Origin of the sequence: Nocardia sp. XZ_19_385 (genome assembly GCF_015355755.1) — a bacterium.
Lineage (GTDB): Bacteria > Actinomycetota > Actinomycetes > Mycobacteriales > Mycobacteriaceae > Nocardia.
Genome location: NZ_JACVEE010000002.1, coordinates 438,664 through 461,001, shown reverse-complemented (window position 1 = coordinate 461,001; position 22,338 = coordinate 438,664). Strand labels below are relative to the sequence as shown.

The 22,338-nt window shown below is 67.2% G+C and carries 24 protein-coding genes; 18 read left to right on the top strand and 6 right to left on the bottom strand.

Going from position 1 to position 22,338, the window contains the following annotated elements; translation table 11 throughout:
• The first annotated feature begins 141 nt into the window (after nucleotides 1–141).
• The 4 genes from IBX22_RS14690 to IBX22_RS14675 are packed head-to-tail and all read left to right on the top strand — an operon-like array spanning nucleotide 142 to nucleotide 5,007.
• Complete coding sequence (locus tag IBX22_RS14690) at nucleotides 142–1,020, top strand: redox-sensing transcriptional repressor Rex (protein WP_194816136.1); 879 nt, start codon at nucleotides 142–144, stop codon at nucleotides 1,018–1,020.
• Complete coding sequence (locus tag IBX22_RS14685; RefSeq protein WP_194816135.1) at nucleotides 1,017–2,417, top strand: glutamyl-tRNA reductase; 1,401 nt, start codon at nucleotides 1,017–1,019, stop codon at nucleotides 2,415–2,417. Before IBX22_RS14690 ends, IBX22_RS14685 begins: the two co-directional genes overlap by 4 nt.
• Nucleotides 2,414–3,442 (top strand): hydroxymethylbilane synthase, encoded by a 1,029-nt coding sequence (gene hemC, locus IBX22_RS14680; protein ID WP_194816134.1) that lies wholly within the window; start codon nucleotides 2,414–2,416, stop codon nucleotides 3,440–3,442. The genes IBX22_RS14685 and hemC overlap by 4 nt, the downstream gene beginning before the upstream one ends.
• A complete protein-coding gene (locus tag IBX22_RS14675) occupies nucleotides 3,439–5,007 on the top strand; it encodes a bifunctional uroporphyrinogen-III C-methyltransferase/uroporphyrinogen-III synthase (RefSeq protein WP_194816133.1) in 1,569 nt (522 codons plus the stop codon). The genes hemC and IBX22_RS14675 overlap by 4 nt, the downstream gene beginning before the upstream one ends.
• A 513-nt stretch (nucleotides 5,008–5,520) precedes the next feature.
• Here IBX22_RS14675 and IBX22_RS14670 read toward each other — a convergent pair.
• From IBX22_RS14670 to IBX22_RS14660, 3 genes are all read right to left on the bottom strand, one after another.
• Nucleotides 5,521–6,129, bottom strand: a complete 609-nt coding sequence (locus IBX22_RS14670) for a hypothetical protein (protein ID WP_194816132.1) — start codon at nucleotides 6,127–6,129, stop codon at nucleotides 5,521–5,523.
• Nucleotides 6,126–7,136, bottom strand: a complete 1,011-nt coding sequence (locus tag IBX22_RS14665) for a hypothetical protein (protein ID WP_194816131.1) — start codon at nucleotides 7,134–7,136, stop codon at nucleotides 6,126–6,128. The genes IBX22_RS14670 and IBX22_RS14665 overlap by 4 nt, the downstream gene beginning before the upstream one ends.
• A 76-nt stretch (nucleotides 7,137–7,212) precedes the next feature.
• Nucleotides 7,213–7,539 (bottom strand): hypothetical protein, encoded by a 327-nt coding sequence (locus IBX22_RS14660; protein ID WP_194816130.1) that lies wholly within the window; start codon nucleotides 7,537–7,539, stop codon nucleotides 7,213–7,215.
• 71 nt (nucleotides 7,540–7,610) lie between these two features.
• On the opposite strand from IBX22_RS14660, the gene hemB reads away from it, so the two are divergent.
• The 5 genes from hemB to IBX22_RS14635 all read left to right on the top strand — a co-directional run bounded on the left by hemB (nucleotide 7,611) and on the right by IBX22_RS14635 (nucleotide 10,465).
• Nucleotides 7,611–8,588: a porphobilinogen synthase gene (gene hemB / locus IBX22_RS14655; protein ID WP_194816129.1), complete on the top strand. Its 978-nt coding sequence runs from the start codon at nucleotides 7,611–7,613 to the stop codon at nucleotides 8,586–8,588.
• A gap of 56 nt (nucleotides 8,589–8,644) precedes the next feature.
• Entirely contained in the window at nucleotides 8,645–9,124 is a 480-nt protein-coding gene (locus tag IBX22_RS14650) for a hypothetical protein (protein WP_228538817.1), read from the top strand.
• A gap of 286 nt (nucleotides 9,125–9,410) precedes the next feature.
• Nucleotides 9,411–9,899, top strand: a complete 489-nt coding sequence (locus tag IBX22_RS14645; protein WP_194816128.1) for a hypothetical protein — start codon at nucleotides 9,411–9,413, stop codon at nucleotides 9,897–9,899.
• Nucleotides 9,896–10,138: a hypothetical protein gene (locus IBX22_RS14640; protein ID WP_194816127.1), complete on the top strand. Its 243-nt coding sequence runs from the start codon at nucleotides 9,896–9,898 to the stop codon at nucleotides 10,136–10,138. Before IBX22_RS14645 ends, IBX22_RS14640 begins: the two co-directional genes overlap by 4 nt.
• Nucleotides 10,139–10,249: 111 nt before the next feature.
• On the top strand, nucleotides 10,250–10,465 hold the full coding sequence (locus IBX22_RS14635; RefSeq protein WP_194816126.1) for a hypothetical protein: 216 nt from the start codon (nucleotides 10,250–10,252) through the stop codon (nucleotides 10,463–10,465).
• Here IBX22_RS14635 and IBX22_RS14630 read toward each other — a convergent pair whose 3' ends face one another.
• Entirely contained in the window at nucleotides 10,466–10,858 is a 393-nt protein-coding gene (locus IBX22_RS14630) for a hypothetical protein (RefSeq protein ID WP_194816125.1), read from the bottom strand.
• A gap of 198 nt (nucleotides 10,859–11,056) precedes the next feature.
• On the opposite strand from IBX22_RS14630, the gene hemL reads away from it, so the two are divergent.
• From hemL to IBX22_RS14595, 7 genes are all read left to right on the top strand, one after another.
• Nucleotides 11,057–12,376, top strand: a complete 1,320-nt coding sequence (gene hemL / locus IBX22_RS14625; protein WP_309234616.1) for a glutamate-1-semialdehyde 2,1-aminomutase — start codon at nucleotides 11,057–11,059, stop codon at nucleotides 12,374–12,376.
• A gap of 590 nt (nucleotides 12,377–12,966) precedes the next feature.
• Nucleotides 12,967–13,584: a histidine phosphatase family protein gene (locus tag IBX22_RS14620; protein ID WP_194817686.1), complete on the top strand. Its 618-nt coding sequence runs from the start codon at nucleotides 12,967–12,969 to the stop codon at nucleotides 13,582–13,584.
• Nucleotides 13,585–13,630: 46 nt separating this feature from the next.
• Entirely contained in the window at nucleotides 13,631–14,257 is a 627-nt protein-coding gene (locus IBX22_RS14615) for a TlpA disulfide reductase family protein (RefSeq protein WP_194816123.1), read from the top strand.
• Between the two features lie 46 nt (nucleotides 14,258–14,303).
• Nucleotides 14,304–15,155 (top strand): cytochrome c biogenesis CcdA family protein, encoded by an 852-nt coding sequence (locus IBX22_RS14610; RefSeq protein ID WP_194816122.1) that lies wholly within the window; start codon nucleotides 14,304–14,306, stop codon nucleotides 15,153–15,155.
• A 2-nt stretch (nucleotides 15,156–15,157) separates the two neighbouring features.
• Nucleotides 15,158–16,795, top strand: a complete 1,638-nt coding sequence (locus IBX22_RS14605; protein ID WP_194817685.1) for a cytochrome c biogenesis protein ResB — start codon at nucleotides 15,158–15,160, stop codon at nucleotides 16,793–16,795.
• Between the two features lie 2 nt (nucleotides 16,796–16,797).
• Nucleotides 16,798–17,763 carry a c-type cytochrome biogenesis protein CcsB gene (gene ccsB / locus IBX22_RS14600; protein WP_194816121.1) on the top strand — a complete coding sequence of 322 codons (966 nt, stop codon included), beginning with the start codon at nucleotides 16,798–16,800 and terminating at the stop codon, nucleotides 17,761–17,763.
• Between the two features lie 226 nt (nucleotides 17,764–17,989).
• Nucleotides 17,990–20,005: a nitrate- and nitrite sensing domain-containing protein gene (locus tag IBX22_RS14595; protein ID WP_309234615.1), complete on the top strand. Its 2,016-nt coding sequence runs from the start codon at nucleotides 17,990–17,992 to the stop codon at nucleotides 20,003–20,005.
• A 249-nt stretch (nucleotides 20,006–20,254) separates the two neighbouring features.
• Here IBX22_RS14595 and IBX22_RS14590 read toward each other — a convergent pair whose 3' ends face one another.
• Both IBX22_RS14590 and IBX22_RS14585 read right to left on the bottom strand, forming a co-directional pair.
• Entirely contained in the window at nucleotides 20,255–20,728 is a 474-nt protein-coding gene (locus IBX22_RS14590; protein WP_194816120.1) for an NUDIX domain-containing protein, read from the bottom strand.
• The gene (locus IBX22_RS14585; protein ID WP_194816119.1) at nucleotides 20,712–21,473 is read right to left on the bottom strand and encodes a helix-turn-helix transcriptional regulator; all 762 of its coding nucleotides are present in this window, start codon (nucleotides 21,471–21,473) and stop codon (nucleotides 20,712–20,714) included. Before IBX22_RS14585 ends, IBX22_RS14590 begins: the two co-directional genes overlap by 17 nt.
• 205 nt (nucleotides 21,474–21,678) lie before the next feature.
• Here IBX22_RS14585 and IBX22_RS14580 point away from each other — a divergent pair, with 205 nt between their 5' ends.
• Both IBX22_RS14580 and IBX22_RS14575 read left to right on the top strand, forming a co-directional pair.
• A complete protein-coding gene (locus IBX22_RS14580) occupies nucleotides 21,679–21,963 on the top strand; it encodes a hypothetical protein (RefSeq protein WP_194816118.1) in 285 nt (94 codons plus the stop codon).
• Nucleotides 21,960–22,298, top strand: a complete 339-nt coding sequence (locus IBX22_RS14575; protein WP_194816117.1) for a hypothetical protein — start codon at nucleotides 21,960–21,962, stop codon at nucleotides 22,296–22,298. The genes IBX22_RS14580 and IBX22_RS14575 overlap by 4 nt, the downstream gene beginning before the upstream one ends.
• The last annotated feature ends 40 nt before the right edge of the window (nucleotides 22,299–22,338 follow it).

The following is a 22,338-nucleotide window of genomic DNA, read 5'->3' as shown; positions in this document are numbered from 1 at the left end:
CGGTGGTGGCACGCGACCCGCTTGCCGAGGCTGCGGAACCGCCCCCTGAAATCCGACATTCGACCATGGCACCGGACCGCCCCGGGCCAGAGGACGAGCGAAACCGGACCTCGAGCAAGTCCGGAACCGAGGAGCCGATACGTGACAGAGCAGCATGAGGCGCCAGGCGGCGTCTCCGGCAGGGCTCTGCAGAAGCCGGTGGCCACCAAGGCTGTCCCGATCAAGGACATCCCGCAGGCCACCGTGGCGCGGTTGGCTACCTATCTCCGGGTCCTCGCCATGTTGGCCGATGACGGAGTACTCATCGTATCGAGTGAGGAACTCGCTGTCGCGGCGGGTGTCAATTCCGCCAAGTTGCGCAAGGATCTCTCCTTCCTCGGACCCAACGGCGTACGGGGTGTCGGCTATGACGTGGCCAAGTTGCGCACCAGGATCGAAGATGTGCTCGGACTCTCCGAAGGACATCGTGTGGTGCTCGTCGGCGCCGGGAACCTGGGCCGGGCCCTGGTCGGCTACGGCGGGTTCAAGCGGCGTGGCTTCGCCGTGGTCGGAGTGTTCGACCACGATCCCGCGGTGATCGGGCTGCCGGTCGCCGGGCTGCTGGTCCGCGACGTGGCCGAGCTGCCCGCCGCCGTCGTGCACCTCGAACCCACCATCGCGGTGATCACCGTCCCCGACGCCGCCGCGCAGGACGTCTGCGACCTGCTGGTCGCGGCCGGTTTGCAGTCCATTCTCAGCTTCTCTCCGTCGGTGCTGATGGCGCCGGAGACGGTGGAAGTCCGCCGGGTCGATCTCGCTGTCGAGATGCAGATGCTCTCCTTCGAACGTACGCGCAACCTTGCCGAGCCCGAGGCCGGCGCGGAGCCCGCGGAGCGACCGATGGCATTGCCCGTGGCGCACGCCGGGTCGGGCCGCATCGCCCGCCGCGTGCCGCCCGCCGCGCACCGGGCCCTCGAACACACGAAGTCCTCGCATCAGGCAACGGAGCCAAGCAGCAAGGGATCGGTGGTTACCCCGTGAGTGTTCTTCTCGTCGGTATCTCGCATCGGAGTGCTCCGGTCTCCGTGCTGGAGAAGGTGGCGATCGCCGACGCCGACCGGCCCAAGCTGATCGACCGCATGCTGGAATCCAGCCATGTGTCCGAGGCGATGATCGTCTCCACCTGCAACCGCGTGGAGATCTACGCGGTGGTCGACGCCTTCCACGGTGGTCTCGCCGAGGTCGGCGAACTGCTCACCAAGCATTCGGGCATGCCGCTGCCGGATCTGACCAAGCACGCCTATGTCCGCTACAGCGAGGCCGCCGCCGAGCATCTGTTCGCGGTGGCCAGCGGCCTGGATTCGATGGTGATCGGCGAGCAGCAGGTGCTCAGCCAGATCCGCAGCGCCTATGCCACCGCCGATGCGCAGCAGGCGGTCGGCCGCACTTTGCACGAGCTGTCGCAGCACGCGCTGCGGGTCGGCAAGCGGGTGCATTCGGAGACCGGGATCGACCGGGCCGGTGCGTCGGTGGTGTCGGTGGCGCTGGATCGGGCGCGGTCGGTGCTGGGTTCGATCGAGGGCCGCACCGCGGTCGTGGTCGGTGCGGGCGCGATGGGAAGCCTTGCGGTGGCGCATCTTTCGCGTGCCGGCATCGGGCGGATCATCGTGGTGAACCGCACCATGGACCGGGCGCAGCGGCTCGCGGCGACCGCGGGCACCTACGGTGTCGAGTCCAGCGCGCTGGAACTTTCCCGGTTGACCGAGGCCATGGCCGCCGCCGATGTGGTGATCACCTGTACCGGCGCGGTCGGCGCCGTGGTGACGCTGGCCGATACGCACCGGGCGCTGTCCGAGCGCGATCGGGTCGCAGCTTCGGATCGTCCGCTCGTGTTCTGCGACCTCGGACTGCCCCGCGATGTGGAGCACGCGGTGGCGGGCCTGCCCGGCGTCACGGTCATCGATATCGAAACGCTGCAGCGTGATCCGGCCGCCGGTGCGGCGGCCGACGACACCGCCGCCGCGCGTTCGATCGTCGCCGACGAACTTGCCAAGTACCTGGCGGGCCAGCGCATGGCCGAGGTCACCCCGACCGTCGCGGCACTGCGTCAGCGTGCGGCCGAGGTGGTGGAAGCCGAACTGCTGCGGCTGGATTCGCGTCTGCCCGCGCTGGCCGATCCGGAACGCGACGAGGTCGCGCGCACGGTGCGCCGCGTGGTCGACAAGCTGTTGCACGCGCCGACGGTGCGAGTCAAGCAGCTCGCGTCGACGCCCGGCGGCGACAGCTACGCCGAAGCTTTGCGTGAACTGTTCGAGCTCAAACCCGGTGCGGCACAAGCTGTTGCGGCGCCGATGGAAATCTCCGCGATGGCCGGCGAGCCGACCCTGGCCGACGACTTCACGGCGGGGCATCTCGGTGACGAGGAGGCCCAGCCATGACCCAAGCGCAGGAAATCGAGGGCAACGTGACAACCCGCGGCATTTGGCGCATCGGCACCCGTGGCAGCCTGCTGGCGCTGACCCAGTCCGGCACGGTGCGGGACGCGCTGATCGCCGCCGGTCACGACGCCGAACTCGTCGTGGTGAAGACACCCGGCGATCTGTCGTCGGACCCGGTCGCCACGATCGGCGTCGGCGTGTTCACCTCCGCGCTGCGCGACGAGCTGGCCGCCGGGAACATCGACATCGCGGTGCACTCCTACAAAGATCTGCCGACCGCGCCGGACGCGCGTTTCACCATCGCCGCCATCCCGCCCCGCGAGGATCCGCGCGACGCCCTGGTGGCCCGCGACGGACTGGTGCTCGGTGAACTCCCCGCCGGTTCCCGCGTCGGAACTTCCGCGCCGCGGCGGGCCGCGCAACTGCGGGCGCTGGGCCTGGGCCTGAACATCGTGCCGTTGCGCGGCAACCTCGATACCCGGCTGCGCAAGGTCGCCGAAGGTGAACTCGACGCGGTGGTCGTCGCCCGGGCCGGCCTGGCCCGGATCGAACGCACCGACGCGGTGACCGAGGCGCTGGAACCGGTGCAGATGCTGCCCGCTCCCGCCCAGGGCGCGCTCGCGGTCGAATGCCGCAGCGACGACACCGCCCTGGTCGAGGCGCTGACCAGGCTCGACGATGCCGCCACCCGTGCGGCCATCACCGCCGAGCGGAGCCTGCTCGCCGAACTGGAGGCCGGTTGCACGGCCCCGATCGGCGCGCTCGCCGAGGTCGTCGAATCGCTCGACGACGACGGCCGGATCTTCGACGAACTGTCGCTACGCGCGTGCGCGGCGGCCATCGACGGATCCGATGTAATTCGGGCCTCGGCCGTGGGTTCGCCGCAGGATGCGGCAGAGCTCGGCCGGGCACTCGCCCGTGAATTGCTGGAGCTGGGCGCGCGTGAGCTGCTCAGCACAGCCGAACCGGAGATCGGTTCCCCCACAGACTTCGCCAACCCGAGCCCAATGGAGAACAACCAATGAGCCGCGCAACCAAGAAGCAACCCGGTCGGATCCTTTTCGTGGGGTCGGGGCCCGGTGATCCGGCGTTGCTGACCGTGCGTGCGCGCGAGGTGCTCGGGCGGGCGACGCTGGCCTTCACCGACCCCGACGTCGACAAGGGCGTGCTCGCCCTGATCGGTTCGGCCGTCGAGGAGAACGAGGACGGCACCCGTCCGGTGGACGTGCGTCCCGCGCTCGGCGAACCCGCCGAGGTCGCCAAGACGCTGATCGCCGAGGCCCGCAACGGCCACGACGTGGTCCGTGTCGTCGCCGGTGATCCGCTCACCGCCGATTCGGTGATCACCGAGGTCAACGCAGTCACCCGCTCGCACATGGTGTTCGAGGTGCTGCCCGGCCTGCCCAACGCCTCCGCGGTGCCCAGTTACGCCGGCATCGCGCTCGGCTCCGGGCACACCGAGGCCGACGTGCGCGGCGAGGTCGACTGGGCCGCGCTGGCCGCCGCCCCCGGTCCGCTGGTGCTGCACGCCACCTCCGGTCATCTCGCCGAAACCGCCAGCGCGCTGGTGGAACACGGCATGGCCTCGCAGACTCCGGTCGCGGTGACCGTGCGCGGCACAACCCGCCAGCAGCGCACCATCGAGGCCACCTTGGCCACGCTGAACAGCGCCGCCTCCGAGCTGGTCGGCCCGCTGATCGTCACCATCGGCAAGGTTGTCGCCGCGCGCTCGAAGATGTCGTGGTGGGAATCGCGTGCGCTGTACGGCTGGACCGTGCTGGTGCCGCGCACCAAGGATCAGGCCGCCGAGATGAGCGAACGGCTCGTCACGCACGGCGCCATTCCGATGGAGGTGCCGACCATCGCGGTCGAGCCGCCGCGCAGCCCGGCTCAAATGGAACGGGCCGTCAAGGGCCTGGTCGACGGCCGGTACCAGTGGGTGGTGTTCACCTCCACCAACGCGGTGCGCGCGGTGTGGGAGAAGTTCGCCGAATTCGGTTTGGACGCCCGCGCTTTCAGCGGTGTGAAGATCGCCTGTGTGGGTGAGGCGACCGCGGAGAAGGTGCGCTCGTTCGGCATCAACCCCGAGCTGGTGCCCTCGGGTGAACAGTCCTCCGAGGGGCTGCTCGCCGACTTCCCGCCCTACGACGACGTTTTCGACCCGGTCAACCGGGTGCTGTTGCCCCGCGCGGACATCGCGACCGAAACCTTGGCCGAGGGTCTGCGCGACCGCGGCTGGGAAATCGACGACGTCACCGCCTACCGCACGGTGCGTGCTTCGCCGCCGCCCGCCGAGACCCGCGAGATGATCAAGACCGGCGGTTTCGACGCGGTCCTGTTCACCTCGTCCTCGACGGTGCGCAACCTGGTCGGCATCGCGGGTAAGCCGCACGCCCGCACCATCGTTGCCTGCATCGGGCCGAAGACCGCCGAGACGGCCATCGAATTCGGCTTGCGGGTGGATGTGCAGCCGGAGACGGCGCAGGTCGGCCCGCTGGTCGAGGCGCTGGCCGAGCACGCGGCCCGGCTGCGCGCCGAGGGCTTGCTGCCCCCGCCGCGCAAGAAGAGCCGCCGTAGCAGCAGCCGATAGGAACGAAACGCTCACTGCGCTGTGAGCGTTTCGCCCTCGGGCCGGGCGTCGCACCGGTCCGAGCCTTTTCGGGGTTAGCGGCTGTATCGCATCAGGGTACGCACCAACCGGCAAGTAGTGTCCGATGGCGGCCGAATTCCGATGATTTCGGCTGTGCGCCGGATCCTTTCGTTCGTCGCTTGATCCGGCAGATAGGTGCCCGAATCCAGCAGGGCGATCGTCAACCGCATCGCCTTGAGCCTGCGGTTGTGCCGGATGTACCACTTACGTGGCCGTCCCGCCGGCAACGGCCGCTTCTCCAGCGGCACGTACGGAGCATCGATAAAGGTTGTCTTCGCGGGCAACTGCGTTCTCCCCTCGCGATCGGGGATCCTGGTGGATCCCCTCGAACACAATGTCGATTTTACTCCTACCCACCGACAAAAACGCCTGGCAGCAATGCTTTTCGCGCCCGGTGCCCCCGACCCCGCCTGTGGACAGTTGTGGACACCTTTACCGAGTAGTCGTCAGACCTCAGCGACCATCTCGGGGGAGGGTGTTGAGGAGTTCGGCGGCGATGCGCTGAGCGGCGGGAGCGGCTTCACCGGGATCGCCGGTCGGCGCGGAAACGTAGATTTCGATGAACAGCAGTCCGTCTCGGACCCAGAGCTCGGCGCTGTCGTCCTGGTCGTCCACCGCGAGTTTTGCCTCCTCGCCCAGCATGCCGACCGGGACGAAAGGCGCTCCGGTCCGCGCTGTCGCGGTCTCATACGAGCGGCGGGCCGAGGCCAGCCGCTTCTCGACGGTGTCGTAGAGGTCCATGGCAGGCCGGTAAGCGCGGATGCGGGCCCGGCCGCCTTCGGGTTGAGTCGCGTCGCGCCCGAAATCGCAACTGGCCGAGTTGCGGTCGAGGTCTCTGTCGTCCAGGTCGGGACGCAACAGCGGGTCGGGCAGGAGCGTCACGGGCAGCGCGCACAGATCGGGCAATGCGGTGTACACGGGAAACGCCTTCTTCGAAAAGCCCAGTAGCGGACCGGGTTTCATCACCGTGGAGATGGGCAGCAAGATCAGCAGCACCATCGCGGGTGTCGCGAACAACCACCAGGTCTCCCACCCGCTGAGCGGGGATTTCCAGCGGCTCATCGCAATGCCTTCGTGACGGACCGGGCAACCTCGATGACCTGCTGTTCCACCGCAGCGGCATCCGTGCCGCCGGAGAGCGCTATCGATACCCGGTAGCCGCCGACGAGGGTCTTGGCCTCGGCGTCGAACTTGCCGTTGCCGACCGAACTCCAGAAGTAGCCGGGCAGGTCGGGGATGTCGGCGGTGTTGTGCTCAGCGGTGTCCTGCAGGCGATCCTCGGTGAATTCCGCTCTGGCGTAATGCGGTTGACTGGGTTGCACGAACACCGTCAGCTCTCTGCCCCATCCGTTCCGCTCGCCGCTCGCGGTCCAATAGCACTGCCAGTCACTGGATTCCGGCGTCACCTTCGCATCGGGGACGGCCTTCTGCAGCGCCTCCGCGCTGACCAGAGCGCAACTGTCTACTGCCGGGGGTTTCCCACCCAGCAGCCAGGAGAAGGCCGCCCACCCGAATGCCGCCACCACGGCGACGCTGACGAGCGTCACCGCCAACTGACGCAATCGAGGCGGGCCCACGAACTGCGGAACCGTGATGTCGTCCGGGCCACGCCCGGTCGCCGCCAGGTGGCGCTCCCGCAGCGGGTCGAGCATTTCCGCGAACCGGCGATCAGCGGTCCGCCGATTCGGCGCGCCCACCCAGACAACGCTCCCGTCGTCCAAATGCAGCACCGGTCGCCACCGCCCGAACCCCTTCCGCGCCTCGATCGCAACAATCCGAGTCCACGGGATACGCACATGCCCAGGTCGCCACGGCCTACCCAATTGACGGCAGCTGATCTCCGCATCGGTGAGAACCGTCTTGTTCCCACGCAGGTACCACACGTACAGCACGATCAGGCCGACCGGCAGCACATACGCCAGCGGACGCAACTCGATCGTCTTGTCGATCATCGGCGTCAGATACACCGTCGGCAGCGCCGGACCGATAGCGATCAGCGGCAGCCACCATTGGACTCGCGACGGCCGGATCACCTCGTCCGCGCGCGGCGCAATCTCGAGTTCTACCAACTTCCCCCCTTGATCCCGCGTCACGGTACAACACCGGTGGCCCACTGGCACAGCGGAATTGGCGGGTGGTGTGTGGTCAGCGGTAGGGCCCCGCGCTGTGATCGTTGCCGGGTGGGAGATCCCACTCGTCGTATTGATCGTCGGCGGGGCTTGCCGTGTCCGGCCATTCGAAATCAGACGTGCGAGTCCACTGTGGTGACAGATCTTCCAGATCTACGACTTCGTCGGTGTCGATCAGCAGGGAGTACAGGGCCGTGGCGGGGTAGGCGAAATTGAACCGCAGAAAGATCGCTTCGCCGTCGAGATCTGCTTGCAACCAGCCCTGTTTGGCCGGGTCGATTTCCCAGTGCAACGGCGTGGTCCAGAGGGCGTCGAGGTCGAGGCGGTGGCGGGGTGGCTGCACCGGTCCAGTGTCTTACCCCGACCACCCCGCCCGCTATCGATGGCCGGGCGGCGCAGGCATATATTGAGGTCATGACCGGAATGGACCGCCCGCGGCGGTTGCGCCGCACCCCGGCTATGCGCCGGCTCGTCGCCGAAACCACCCTGGAGCCAAGGCAATTGGTGTTGCCGATGTTTGTGGCGGATGGGTTGGAGGAGCCGCGTGAGATCAGCTCGATGCCGGGGGTGATGCAGCATTCCATGGATTCGCTGCGGAAGGCGGCGGTCGAGGCGGTTACCGCCGGGGTCGGCGGGCTGATGTTGTTCGGGGTGCCGCGGCCGGAGGACAAGGACGCGAGTGGCAGCCGGGCCAGTGATCCGGACGGCATCCTGAATCGTGGTTTGCGGGCGCTGGCCGACGAGGTCGGCGGCTCCACGGTGATCATGGCCGACACCTGCCTGGACGAGTTCACCGATCACGGTCACTGCGGGGTGCTGGGTCCGGATGGTTCGGTCGACAACGACGCCACCCTGCACCGCTATGTCGATATGGCGCTGTCGCAGGCCGACGCGGGCGCTGATCTGCTCGGCACCAGCGGCATGATGGACGGCCAGGTCGGCGCGATCCGGCGCGGGCTGGACGCGGTGGGGCGCACCGACACCGGCATCCTCGCTTACGCCGCGAAATACGCTTCCGCGTTCTACGGCCCGTTCCGGGAGGCCGTGGGTTCCTCGCTGGAGGGCGATCGCCGCAGCTATCAGCAGGATCCGGCGAACCGCCGGGAAGCCATCCGGGAACTGGAACTGGACCTGGCCGAGGGCGCCGACATCGTCATGGTGAAGCCGGCCATGTCGTATCTGGACATCCTGCGCGATGTCGCCGACCGCTCCACCGTGCCGGTCGCCGCGTACCAGATCTCCGGCGAGTACGCGATGATCACCGCCGCCGCGGAACGTGGCTGGATCGACCGCCGCGGCGCCGTCCTGGAATCGCTCACGGGCATCCGGCGCGCGGGCGCGGACATCGTGCTCACCTACTGGGCCGCCGAAGCCGCACACTGGTTGTCGTGACGCAACACCTACCTCCGATGCCGGGCCCGCCGCCGGCGCCGGCAGCGCCTCCGCCCATGCCCGAGGACATCCGCACCGCACGTCAATTGTGGTGGGGAGTAGCCGGGGCCGGGATGGTGCAGTTGATCGCGGCGTTGGTCGCGTTGCAGAGCCAGCGCCACGATATCGCCAAGCAGATGCTCGATCAGATGCGTGAGTCCGACCCCGCGTACACCATGGAGCAGGCCGAGCAGACGACGCTGGTGATCCTCCTGTTCGGGGGCGCTGTCTTCGGATTGGTGCTGGCCGGGGTGACGCTGTTGTTCGCTCATCTGATGGCGCGCGGCAAGTTCTGGGCGCGCGCGGTGCTGACGGTGGTGGGTATCTGGCTGGTGATCACCGCGGTATTCAACTTGTTCCAGATCAGCTCGATCACCGGTGTGGCGATGCTGGTGGCGGGCGGCGCGACGATCGTGCAAGGCGTGCTGGCGGGCGGGGCGGTCTACCTGATGCACCGTAAGGATTCGACCGCCTATTTCCTGGCACGCCGGCGCTGAGCGGGCTACGCCGCCAACCGATTACCGGCCGGGTGGTTTAGCTACCGCCCGGTACGGGCATGTATGGTGAGGGTTGTCACAGTGGACTTGGGAACCGGTTGCCGTCGGTAAGACGTTCGGCGCCGGGGGATCGGAGGCATCGATGCGAGTGGTGATCCAACAGCCGCAGAGCATTCGACGAGACTTGCTCGTGCTGAGCCTGCTGATCCTGTTCGGATTGGTCACCGTCGCACTGTTGCTGCTGCCGGGGATTGTCGGCTGAGTCTGCGCGTAAAGGGCCCTCGGCATGACTGTTGAGCCCGTTGACACCGTGTTGTTCGCTGAACCGGGCGCCCGTTGGCGCGCCGTCGCCTACGGCCCCGCCCTGTGCCTGAGCATCGTGCTCCTCGAACTGGCCACCGGCAGTCCCGTGCACTGGTTCGCCTTGCTCTTCTGCGGCGCCCTCATCGCGAGCTTCGTTGCGCTGCAAGTGATCGCGGGCCAGCGGCATGTGAGCGTGCAACTCACCGACAGCGCGCTGCGTGCGGGCACCGAGCTCCTGCCGGTGTCCGGGATCGCCGAAATCCTGCCCGCGCGGGCCGAGGCGAAATACGAGGAAGAGTGGGAATCGGCCCGCGCCCTCGGTGAATTGAGTGGGGTGCCACGGCGGCGCACCGGCGTCGGTTTACGCCTGCGCGACGGTAGCGTGGTGCAGGCTTGGGCCAAAGACCACCGCGGGTTGCGGGCCGCGCTCACCACGGCGCTGCAGACCGAGGAGAACGGAGCGGACCGTTGAGGCGAGGGATCGCGTTCGGCGAACTGGTGCTGGCGGTGCTGTGCGGGCTCGGCGCGGTGGCGAGCTGGAATCGGGGGCTGGTCACCACCTCGTTCGCGGCCGCCGGTGAGATGCCCGGCTTCGACGCCACCCGCTACGTCGCACCGTGGTTGCTGCTGGCCACGCTGTTGCTCGTATTCGCGGGGCTTTTCGCTGTCGACGCTGTTTCGCGGGTTCGAAGCCTGTCGTCGCCGAACTGATCCGATTTCGCTGTTCCGCGCTGTTCTGTAGCGGCATCACCTAGTAGTTTTGGCACGAGGTTCGTGGGTGATCGCCTGTCGCCCAGGCCTTTTCGATGAGAGGTGTTGTTCGTGAAAACTCTGTTTGTGAAATTCGGTGTGGCCCTGGTGGCTACCGCTGCGCTCGGCTTGGCGGCCGCACCCGCTTCGGCGCAGGGGCTACCGCTGGAGCAGGCCCCGGAGGCGGAGCAGGTGTTCGCACCGGAAACCGGATCGGCAGGGATCTACAACAACGCCATGTGCATGCTCCACACCATCAGCGCCTCGGTGCCCTGCATGTACACGTAGTCAGTTGGTCCAGTGCTGGTAGACGTCCATCACCCGGCCGCCGCGGGTTCCCGGCGCGTTGAACAACAAGGTGATGGTGCCGTCGGGGTGTGCCGCCGGCTCGGCGATGACCTGCCGCAGTGAGGCGTACACCCCGCCGTACTGGTCACGATAGATCTCGGTTTCCGGGTGCAGTCCCGCCCCGATCTTGGTCAACGGGACGAACATGGTGATCAGTGCGGGCGCGGGACCCGAGGCCACCGCCACGGTCTCGCTGTGGCTCAGCCGCACTCCCGCCCGGCCCTGATCGAGCTGGACCACCGGATCCAATGCAGCGGCCGTCCCGCTACCCATGCCGACAGCCGCGGCACAGAGTGCGACGAGTGCGACTGTCCTGGTGATGGCGACCCGCATGGAACCCTCCGACCGATAGCGGATGAGAATCGATGGCTCGAGGTTACGCACCAGCAACCCTGCGGTGACCGATATCCGCCGAAACCAAGATCGGCGTGTTGCCGCACGCCGGGTGGGGTGCATCACCTCGACTACACCCTGTCGTCGACCGGTTCCGGGACAGCTGAGAGACTGGGGGCCGTGAGTTCTTCTCCGCGCGTGTCTCCGACATCCGTTCCGGTTTCCGCTCAGCTTTTCGAACGAGCTGGTTCGGTGATTCCGGGCGGCGTCAACTCGCCCGTGCGGGCCTTCAACTCGGTGGGCGGTACGCCCAGATTCATCGCCTCGGCCAAGGGCTACACCCTCACCGACGTCGACGGCAACGACTACGTCGACCTGGTCTGCTCCTGGGGTCCGATGATCCTCGGTCACGCGCACCCGGCTGTCGTGGAAGCGGTGCAGCGGGCGGCCGTCGGTGGTCTGTCCTTCGGCGCGCCGACCGAGGGCGAGATCGAACTGGCCGAGCTCATCGCCGAACGCGTCGACCCGGTCGAGCGGGTCCGCCTGGTGAACTCCGGCACCGAAGCGACCATGAGCGCGGTCCGCCTGGCCCGCGGCTACACCGGTCGTTCCAAGATCATCAAGTTCTCCGGCTGCTACCACGGCCACGTCGACGCCCTGCTCGCCGACGCCGGTTCCGGTGTCGCGACGCTGGGCCTGCCCACCTCGCCGGGTGTCACCGGCGCGCAGGCCGCCGACACCCTGGTGCTGCCCTACAACGACCTCGACGCCGTCGCCGCCGCGTTCGCCGCGCATCCGGGCGAGATCGCCTGTGTGATCACCGAGGCCGCCGCGGGCAACATGGGCGCGGTCGCGCCGGTCCCCGGGTTCAACGAGGGCCTGCGCCGGCTCACCACCGAGCACGGCGCGCTGCTGATCATGGACGAGGTGATGACCGGATTCCGGGTCAGCCGGGCGGGCTGGTTCGGCATCGACGGTGTCGCCGGTGACCTCTACACCTTCGGCAAGGTGATGAGCGGCGGCCTGCCTGCCGCCGCGTTCGGCGGCCGCGCCGAGATCATGAACCGGCTGGCCCCGCTCGGCCCGGTCTACCAGGCGGGCACCCTGTCCGGTAACCCCGTCGCCGTCGCCGCCGGTATGGCGTCGCTGCGCGCGGCCGACGACGCGGTGTACGCCGCGCTCGACCGGAACGCCAAACGGCTCGGCGGTCTGCTTGGAGAGGCCCTGACCACGGCAGGCGTCGAGCATCAGGTGCAGTTCGCGGGCAATATGGTGAGCGTGTTCTTCGCCGACCGCCCGGTCACCGACTACGCCGCCGCCAAAGCCTGTCAGACCTGGCGCTTCCCCGCCTTCTTCCACGCCCTGCTCGACGGGGGCGTGTACGCGCCGCCGAGCGCGTTCGAGGCCTGGTTCGTCTCCGCGGCACTCGACGACGACGCATTCGACCGTATCGCCGCCGCCCTGCCCGCCGCCGCCTCCGCGGCCGCGGCAGCCACCCCCGAAGGATCCCGCGCGTGAGTTCCGATCTCGAACAGCCCGGTGCCGACAAGCGCGAGCTAACCAGCTTCGCCCCCGAGACCGCCGCGACCGGCGCCGAGTTCAGCGGTGACCCGGCCGCCGTGCAGGCCGCCGCGGCCGCCCTGGACGCCGGCCTCGCCGCCGCCGACGTGGAGGCGGAAGCCGTCGCCGCCGCCGTCGTGCATGCCGTTGCCGCGGATTTGGCCGCCGAAGGTGACGCCCGGGCCGCCGCCGAATTCGCGGCCGCCGGGGATCTCGATGCGCCCAGCCAGGATTCGCCGTTCAGTGCAGCCGAGGCCGCCGCGAGCGCGGAGGAGGTGGCCGCACTGCTCGACAAGGCAGGCGCGGCCGACGATTCCGCCGACCCGCTGAGCGATGCCGTTGCGGCGGAGCAGGTCTCGGCCGACGCCGCCGCGCAGGTGGCGTTGATCGAGGGCGCCGATGTCGCGGACGCGGTGGCGCAGGCGGGCGAACCGGAACACGAGGCTCCGGCCGCGGCGGCGCCCCGCGTCGCGGGCGCGGTTGCCCGCCCCCGCGCGGTCGCGCCCGACGAAGACGACCTCACCCCGGTCGACGACAGCGTCGAGACCATCGTGCACGTGGTGCGGCACGGCGAGGTGCACAATCCGCGTGGCATCCTCTACGGCCGGCTCCCCGGATTCGCCCTGTCGGTGGCCGGTCGGGCGCAGGCCGGCGCGGTCGCGCGCTCGCTGTCCGACCACGACATCGCCTTGGTCATCGCCTCCCCGCTGCAGCGCGCGCAGGAAACCGCCGCGCCTATCGCGGGCAAGCACAACCTGATCGTGCGCACCGACGAGAACCTCATCGAAGCGGGCAATACCTTTGAGGGCCTGCGGGTTTCGGTCGGAGACGGCGCCCTGCGCAAGCCCCGCCACTGGTGGAAGCTGCGCGACCCGTTCACCCCGTCCTGGGGCGAGCCGTACCTGCAGATCGCCCATCGCATGCTGGCCGCGGTCAACAAGGCCCGCGTCGAGGCGGCCGGGCACGAGGCCGTGCTGGTCTCGCATCAGCTGCCGGTGTGGACGCTGCGCCGTTTCCTGCAGGGCCAGCGGCTCTGGCACGACCCGCGCCACCGTCAGTGCTCGCTCGCGTCGCTGACCTCGCTGGTCTACCAGGGTGACACCCTCGTCGACATCGTCTACTCCGAGCCCGCCGGTGGTTCCGATCCCACGGTGCACGGCGCATGACAGCACTGCTCACCCCCGGTGAGGCGCGGGAATGAATCCCGGCGCCATGCCATCTCCGCGCACCCGCCGGGCCTCGTTCCGGCGGGCCGGATCGGTGTTGCTGGCGGGTGTGGCCGCGATCGCCGTGCTCGCCGGTTGCTCGACCGGTACCGACGCGGTGGCTTCTGGCGGCACCTTCGAATTCGTCTCGCCCGGCGGGAAAACCGACATCTACTACGACCCGCCGAGCACCCGCGGGACCATCGGCAACCTCTCCGGCCCGGACCTGATGACCGGAAAGACCCTGTCCGCCAGCGATTTCGCGGGCAAGGTCGTCGTCATCAACCTCTGGGGCCAGTGGTGTGGGCCGTGCCGCGCCGAAGTGCCCGCGCTCGAAAAGGTCTACGAGGCAAGCAAAGACAAGGGTGTCGCTTTCCTCGGCATCAATGTCCGTGACCCGCAGCAGGACAAGGCGCAGGACTTCGTCACGTCCAACAAGGTCGGCTACCCGTCGATCTACGACCCGTCCATGCGCACCCTGCTCGCTCTCGGCGGCAACTTCCCGACCAGCGTCATCCCCACGACTCTGATCCTGGACAAGCAGCACCGCGTCGCGGCCGTCTTCCTGCGCGCCCTCATCGCCTCCGACCTCCAGCCGGTCGTCGACAAGCTCGCGGCGGAGGCAAACGCGTGATTCACAGCTCCACTCCGATCGCGCTGCGCGCCGCTGGAGCGATCAGATGACGGTGCTTGCGAACGTAGGTGATTCGTTCCAGGAGACGGCGGCAAGCGGGCCGCTGCTGCTGGCGCTCGGTGCCTGTGTGCTGGCCGGTCTGGTGTCGTTCGCGTCGCCCTGTGTGGTGCCGTTGGTGCCGGGGTACCTGTCGTATCTGGCCGGTCTGGTCGGGGCGGAAGTGCCGCCGGTCACTGTGGCGCAGGCGAAAGGCGATGGGGCGCAGCCGGGATCGGTCGCGGTCGATACGTCCAAGCAGGCGATGCGCGCGGGCAGGATGCGAGTCGCCGGTGCCGCAGGGCTTTTCGTGGCCGGGTTCACCGTGGTGTTCGTGCTGGCCACCGCCACCGTCTTCGGCCTCATTCAGACCCTCAACGTGAATCGTGAACTGCTGCAGCGCATCGGTGGCGTGGTCACGATCGTGATGGGTCTGGCGTTCATCGGATTGATCCCGGCTTTGCAGCGCGATACCCGGATGGAGCCGCGCAGGCTGACCAGCATCGCGGGTGCTCCGCTGCTCGGTGCGGTGTTCGCGCTGGGCTGGACGCCCTGTCTGGGTCCGACGCTCTCCGGCGTGATGGCGGTGTCCGCGGGCACCGACGGCACGACCGCCGCCAGGGGAGTGGCGCTGATCGTCGCCTACTGTCTCGGGCTCGGATTGCCGTTCGTCATCCTGGCTTTCGGGTCGGCGAGCGCGTTGCGCGGGGTGGGCTGGTTGCGCCGGAATTCGCGCACCATTCAGGTCGTCGGGGGCCTGTTGCTCGTCGCCGTGGGCATCGCACTGGTCACGGGGGCGTGGGATCAGTTCGTCGCCTGGGTGCGTGATGCGTTCGTCTCCGAGGTGACGCTGCCGATATGACCGTGACCGAAACTCTCACGGCCGCCGCGCCGAAGCCGCCGCGTCAATCCCTGCCGGGCCGGGGCTGGGCGCTCGTGCGCAACGCTTGGCGCGGGCTGACCAGCATGCGCACCGCCTTGGTGCTGCTGTTCCTGCTGGCCTTGGCCGCGATTCCGGGCGCCCTGCTGCCGCAGCGAAACCTGAACGAGCAGAAGGTCACCGAGTACATCGCGAACCGCCCGAAGCTGGGTCCGTGGATGGATCGGCTCGAGCTGTTCGACGTGTTCTCCAGCTTCTGGTTCACCGCCGTCTACGTGCTGCTGTTCGTCTCGCTGGTGGGTTGCATCCTGCCGCGCTGCTACGACCACTTCAAAGCCCTGCGCACCGCGCCGGTGCAGGCGCCGCGCAACCTGTCCCGGCTGCCGCACCACCATTCGGAGACGGTGACGCGCACCCCGGAGCAGGTCATCGAGCAGGCGCGCGCGCAGTTGCGTAGCTGGCGCACCGAGGTCCGGCCGGGACAACGCGACGGTGAGATCACGCTGTCCGCGGAGAAGGGCTACACCCGCGAGCTCGGCAATCTCGTCTTCCACCTGGCGCTGGTCGGCCTGCTCGTGGCGATCGCCGTCGGCAAGCTGTTCGGTTACGAGGGCAGCGTCATCGTCATCGCCGACAACGGCCCAGGCTTCTGCACCACTTCGCCCGCGGTGTTCGACTCGTTCAAAGCCGGCAACGTCAACGACGGCACCGGCATGACCCCGATCTGCGTGCGGGTCAAGGATTTCAAGGCCGAGTACCTGAAGAACGGCCAGGCCGAGATGTTCACCTCGAACATCCAGTACCAGTCCGGCGCGGACCTGAACGCCAACACCTGGCGCGACACCACCATCCAGGTGAACCACCCGCTGCGCGTCGCCGGTGACCGGCTCTACCTGCAGGGCCACGGTTTCGCGCCGACGTTCACCGTCACCTTCCCGAACGGGCAGACCCGCACCGAAACCATCCAGTGGCGCCCCGACGACGCGCAGACCTTCCTGTCCAGCGGCGTCCTGCGCATCGACCCGCCCGGCGGCATGTTTGCCACCGACGAGGAGCGGCGCAAGAACCAGATCGCCATCGACGGCCTGTTCGCGCCGACCGCGATGTTCCACGGCAGCCTGCTCACCTCCGCGTTCCCGAGGATGGACGACCCGGCGGTCGCGATCGACATCTACCGCGGCGACACCGGCCTGGACACCGGGAAGCCGCAGTCGCTGTTCGCGCTGGATCGGGAGATGATCGCGCAGGGCCGGCTCAACAAAGAGGCGCGCACCAACCTGCGCCCCGGTGAGACCGCGACCCTGCCCAACGGCACCAAGGTGACCTTCGACGGGGCCAAGGAATTCGTGAACCTGCAGGTCTCTCACGATCCGGCCCAGCAGTGGGTGCTGGTCAGCGCGCTGGCCATGATGGCCGGACTGCTGGTGTCGCTGCTGGTGAAGCGCAGGCGCATCTGGGTGCGGGTCTATCCGTCGCCCGGCGATGCCGGTACCGTGGACCAACGACGCGCCGTAGTAGAGCTGGGCGGCCTCGCCAGAACCGATCAAGCGGGCTGGGGCGGCGAATTCGACCGGCTGCGTGCGCGCCTGCTGGACCCCACCAAGACCACCTCGGGAGAGTGACCATGCCGATCGACGAGACGCTCGCCGGGTACAGCAACCTCGCCTTCAAATCGGCGTGGGTTGTCTATGTGCTCGTGCTCGCGCTACTGATCGTGCAGTACTCGGCGGCGCAGAAGCAGCTGTCCGAACGCGAACTGGTCGCCGCGGGCGGCGGCCCGCTCGCCCCGAACACCCCCGGTCGCATCGAGGAAGCCCCGAAGCTTTCCTGGCCGGAGCGCTTCGGCAACATGGCGTTCTCGGTGCTGATGGTCGGCATCGTGTTGCACGCAGCCGCGATCTTCTTGCGCGGCTTCGCGGTTCACCGCTTCCCGCTGGGCAACATGTACGAGTTCGTGGTGATGGCTACGGCCGCCGCCATGGTCGTCGGCGTCGCCTTCCTGCACGAGCGCAAGTTCCGCTCGATGTGGGTCTTCCTGCTGGTCCCCGTCCTGGTCCTGATGTTCGTCGCCGGCCAGGTCCTCTACGCCGAAGCCGCCCCCGTCGTCCCGGCCCTGCAATCCTTCTGGCTCCCGATCCACGTCACCGTGGTCAGCATCGGCAGCGGCATCTTCCTGCTCTCCGGCGTAGCCAGCCTCCTGTTCCTCTTCCGCCTGCGCCAGCCCGAAGGCGAGGAAACCCCCAACCTCCTCGGCCTCATCGCCCGCCGCCTCCCCGACGCCCGCACCCTGGACCGCCTGGCCTACAAAACCACCATCATCGGCTTCCCCCTCTTCGGCGCCGGCGTCATCCTCGGCGCCATCTGGGCCGAAGCCGCCTGGGGCCGCTTCTGGGGCTGGGACCCAAAGGAAACCTGCTCCTTCATCGCCTGGGTCCTCTACGCCGCCTACCTCCACGCCCGCGCCACCTCCGGCTGGCGCGACACCAAAGCCGCCTGGATCAACGTCGCCGGATTCGTCGCCATGCTGTTCAATTTGTTCATCATCAATATGGTGATCAGCGGCCTGCACAGCTACGCCGGACTCAACTGACGTCTTCTTCCGTCGAAATCCTCGCCACCAGCGGCTATTCCGCACCCGAAACACGCTGGCCCCGTGTGCCTTCGGCGCGCAGACCAGAGTTGAGGTTGTCGGCGCGTCCGGCCTGGCCGCACTCGTAAACCCAATCAGCCAAAAGTGCTGCGGGGGTGACGTTTCAGTGACTAACTTTGCGTGCACCGCTGGCAGGTAGCCAGACGTGTAGGTAGGCGATATTTCGGTGATCAGCAGCAGATTCCTCAAGGTGACCTCCGCACGGTGGCGGCGGGTTGTCAGTGTTCGGACCAGGGTGCTGGTCATTGTGCTTATTCCGAGTGTCGCGCTACTTGCGATCGGGGTGGGCGGATCTGCCTATCTGGTGCAGAGCGGACGGGAGGCCAATCGGTTCGCTGAACTGGCGCGTGGCACCTCCGGTCCGTCGATCATGATGATCGAAGCGTTCCAGGAGGAGCGCAGGCTTTCGCTGCTGTTCCTGGCCGGGGACGACCCGGCGGGGCTCGCATTGCCGGCGGCGCGCAAGCAATCCGATGCGGGGTACGCGGCGGTGGTGGCCCAAGCCAATGCGCTGTCGGAACTGCGGCCCGACCTGAAGGACGGGTTCTTCCGAGTCGGTGTCGGCCAGAAGGTGCCTGCCTTGCGGGCCGCTGTCGATGCGCGCACAATTCCGGCCGCGGAAGCGTTCACCGCGTACAGCATGGCGGTAGCGGCCATCATCAACGGCTGGCTGATCTCGGCGAGTGTGGCGCCCGATTCCCATATCGCGGTCGAACTGTACAAGTCGGTGCACGCGCTGCGGGCCGCCGAATCCATCTCGCGGACCAGCGGATTGGGTTCATTGGTGATGCTCACCGGGGAGCTGTCACCGCAACTGCTGGTGGAGTTGGCCGGGTATATCGGCGACGGACGTGGCGAGATCACCTACGTCGGGTCGGTGCTACAGGGGGCGCACCTCGACCAATGGAAGGCGATCACCGCCAGCTCGGAATGGCAGCGGCTGCGTGCCATGGAGGACGCGGTCCTCGAGCGTGGCCCGGTCACCGCACCCGGCACCGGTCGATCCTCCGGCGTATCCGCCGATCCGCTGCCACTGACGCTGACCGAATGGCAGCAGGTCGCGGGCAAAGTCCGGCGCGATCTGCTGGGCCTGTGGGAGACCCAGAGCGTCGACGCGCATTTCGAAGCGACCGAACAAGGCAATCGACTCAACCGGAACTCGCTGTTCGCCGGGGCGGGCGTGCTCTCGCTCGCGCTGCTGGCGTTCCTCGGTGCGCTGGTGCTGGCCAACAAGTTCATCGCGCGCCTGCGCCGGCTACGCCGCGACACACTGGAATTGGCTGATGAGCGGTTGCCGGAAACCATCCGCCGGCTCTCCGCCGGCGAAGAATTCGATGAGGACGCGGACCGATTGGATTTCGGAGCCGACGAGATCGGCCACGTCGCCGACGCTTTCAACCGCGCGCACCGGGCGGCGGTGGCGGCGGCGGTGGCCGAGGCCAAAACCCGGGCGGGTGTGAACGCGGTGTTCGTCAAAATCGCACACCGCTCCCAGGGGGTGGTGCACCGTCAGTTGGCCTTGCTCGACAAAGCCGAGCGGGAGGAAACGGAATCGGACCGGCTGACGTTGCTGTTCCAGCTCGACCACTTGGCGACCCGGGCCCGCCGCAATTCCGAGAACCTCATCGTGCTCGGCGGTGAACAGCCGGGACGACAGTGGCGCAATCCGGTGCCGCTGGTCGACGTGGTTCGCGGTGCGGCCGCGGAATCGCTGGACTACACCAGAATTCATGTCCGAAAGCTGCCGGAGACGCAGATCGTCGGATCCGCAGTCACCGATATCATCCACCTCTTGGCGGAACTGGCCGACAATGCCACCACGTTCTCCCCGCCGGACTCCGCCGTCGAGGTCACCGGCGGTACGGTCGGCAAGGGAATCGCCCTCGAGATCTCCGATCAGGGCCTCGGCATGACGGTCGCGGATATGACCGCCCGCAACGCGCTGCTGTCACAGCCACCGGATTTCAGCGTCGCGACCCTGTCCGGAGATAGCCGGCTCGGACTGTTCGTGGTCGCGAAACTGGCTGCCCGCCATGGCATTACGGTTCGGCTCACGGAGTCCGACTACGGCGGAGTGAAGGCCATCGTGCTGATCCCGAGAGCACTCACCACCGCCGCCCTGGAGGCGGGTACCGCCGATCCCATGCGGGAGAACCGAATTCCGGCGCAGCCCAGGTACTGATGAACGATTCACCAGAGTCGTGGTGACGACAAGGATGCCGACCCGCCACTTCGGGTGGGAGAACAGTTGAATCCCCTGCTTCCTCAATGGCCTGAGCATCTGACTTCGGAGTAGGTGAGTCAAGGGCGCTGCGCGATGGCCAACCCCGCTCTCGACATACCTTCCCCTCAGCGCAAGACGGGCGGTATGAGGAAACAGGGGGAGGGTAGTTGCCGGACCGCGCGGATTTCGGGCTGACCGCAAAGGTCGTCAGCCGAGATAGGGCTTGGCGCGTCCTTCGGAATGGTGGCCTAGCCGTAGACGCACGGTGTCATGCACCGGTAGCTTTTCTAGTTCTTCGAGCTGGATAAAGCGGACCTCTGTGGATTCCGAGCTGACCTGGATCCGCCCGCCGCACACGCGTCCGTAGAAGGTGATGTTGAACTCTTGGCGGATTTCTCCGTCTGCATATTCGATGATGTGTCCTGGGTCGGTGTAGATGCCGAGAAGGCCCATTATCTCGATGTCGAGGCCGGTCTCTTCTTTGGTCTCCCGAATTACGCATTGTTCGAGGGTTTCTCCGATGTCCATCACCCCACCCGGGAACGACCAGTTGCCCGAGTCGCTGCGGCGCTGCATGAGGATGGCGCCCTGATCGTCGGTGACCAAGGCTGAGCCTCCCGGCACCAGGCTGTTCGCCTTGGGTGCGTTCGGGTCTCGGTAGTAATCACGCCGTTTTCCCATGGATTGCCCCTAGCTCGTATGGGGTGACGCTGCCCCAAATCTGTTCTACCTGATCGGCGAATGAGGAAAAGATGCCATGTGGCGAAAGACGTCTCAGGTGCAGCGCTGTGTGTTGGTAACCGCGAGCGCGAATCAGGTACGGAGTAACGATCATCTGGTCGTCGAATCGGAACACCGAGTTGTAGAGATGCACCGTGTGCAGTCCGATTCGGCACCCGGGGGTACTGTCTAGTTGGCCTAACATGCTCAGCGCGTTACGGATCCGGCCACGAAGCGTGCCGTTCATCTGTTCCAATGTGTCTCGCTCGGCGACATGGGCGCAGTCTGGTTCCGCGAAGGCTAGCCGCACTCGGGCACCGCTCTGGCACTTCTGAGCGATGATTTTTGCCGCATCGGGCAGCAGCTCGAATACGAACGGGTACGCGTATCCGACGATGTCTATCTGATCGCTTGCCCCAAGCATGAGCGATACCCACAGGTCGTTAGGGATATCAGCCCGGTGAGCGTATGCGTTCACAACCTCTGCGGTGGCTGGAGAACCGGCCCCCAGGTCCGGACGAACCTGCGGCCACAACGACTCTTCGGACTCGTTCAGGACGCGTGCTACGTCGAGTCGGGTCCGTCGGTGCGGCACTCGCCCGGCCAGCCAACGGTTGACCGTCTTCACGTCTACGCCGACAGCTGTGGCAAGCATCGCGGAGTCCAGTTGTGCTCGCAGCATTGCCGATTCGAGGCGCTGGCTCATACCGGAACCATAGTGGACAAGCGGGGGACGCTTCGGGCGTTTGTAAGTGTCCATCGAAACGTCCTCGGCGCAGTTCAGGCGTCCGGATCGTGCACATACCGTCAGTTTCAGGCGCTCGGTACCAAACGTCAGTCGACTTGGTACCAAGTGCCAGCCAACTGCGACGCGGGAGATCGATGTGTCACTGACTTGGAATGAGGCGACGGTGCTCGCCGTGCTGGCGAAGTTGAAGCCGACCGAGGTGCGGACCGTGAAGGACCTTCGCATGGAGACAGGTGTGGGGGTCGGAACTATTCGTTCAACCCTGAATTGGGCTGCTCGCCAGGGGCTTACCAGGGTGTGCAGGTCCCCTCATCCACAGTGGCGGATCACCGATAAGGGTCGGCATTTGATGGGTGAATCGGAGTACGAGGAGTTCATGATGAGCTTGGAGGAGTACCGAGAACACCTGCGTGCCAAGAGAATTGAAATGGAAGCGGTGGAGCAGTGAGGGGGAGGCCGGCCGCGATCGGGTTCCTCCGTCGGGATGTTTCTGGAATTTCCCAGACCTGGGATGAGATCCAGATCCGTAGTCTTGCAAAGCGGCTCGGCTACGACCTTGCCAAAATCGTGGTGTTTGGTTCCGAGACCGATCTCTCGTTGAGTCGATTGATCGGCGTCCTCCGGCAGTCCGCCGCTGACGCTGTGTTTGTTCCGAACGTGGCACATTTCGATGGCGCCGAGATCTCTGCCGAGCTAGTCCAGGTGTGTGACGTGATCACCGTGTCGCCGGAAGCGACCTATGCGCGGACATTGGCAGCCGCGATCTTCCCTGACCCTGCCTGACGGCAATCCGGCGTGTCCGCAGGTGTCACTCCGGTCACCC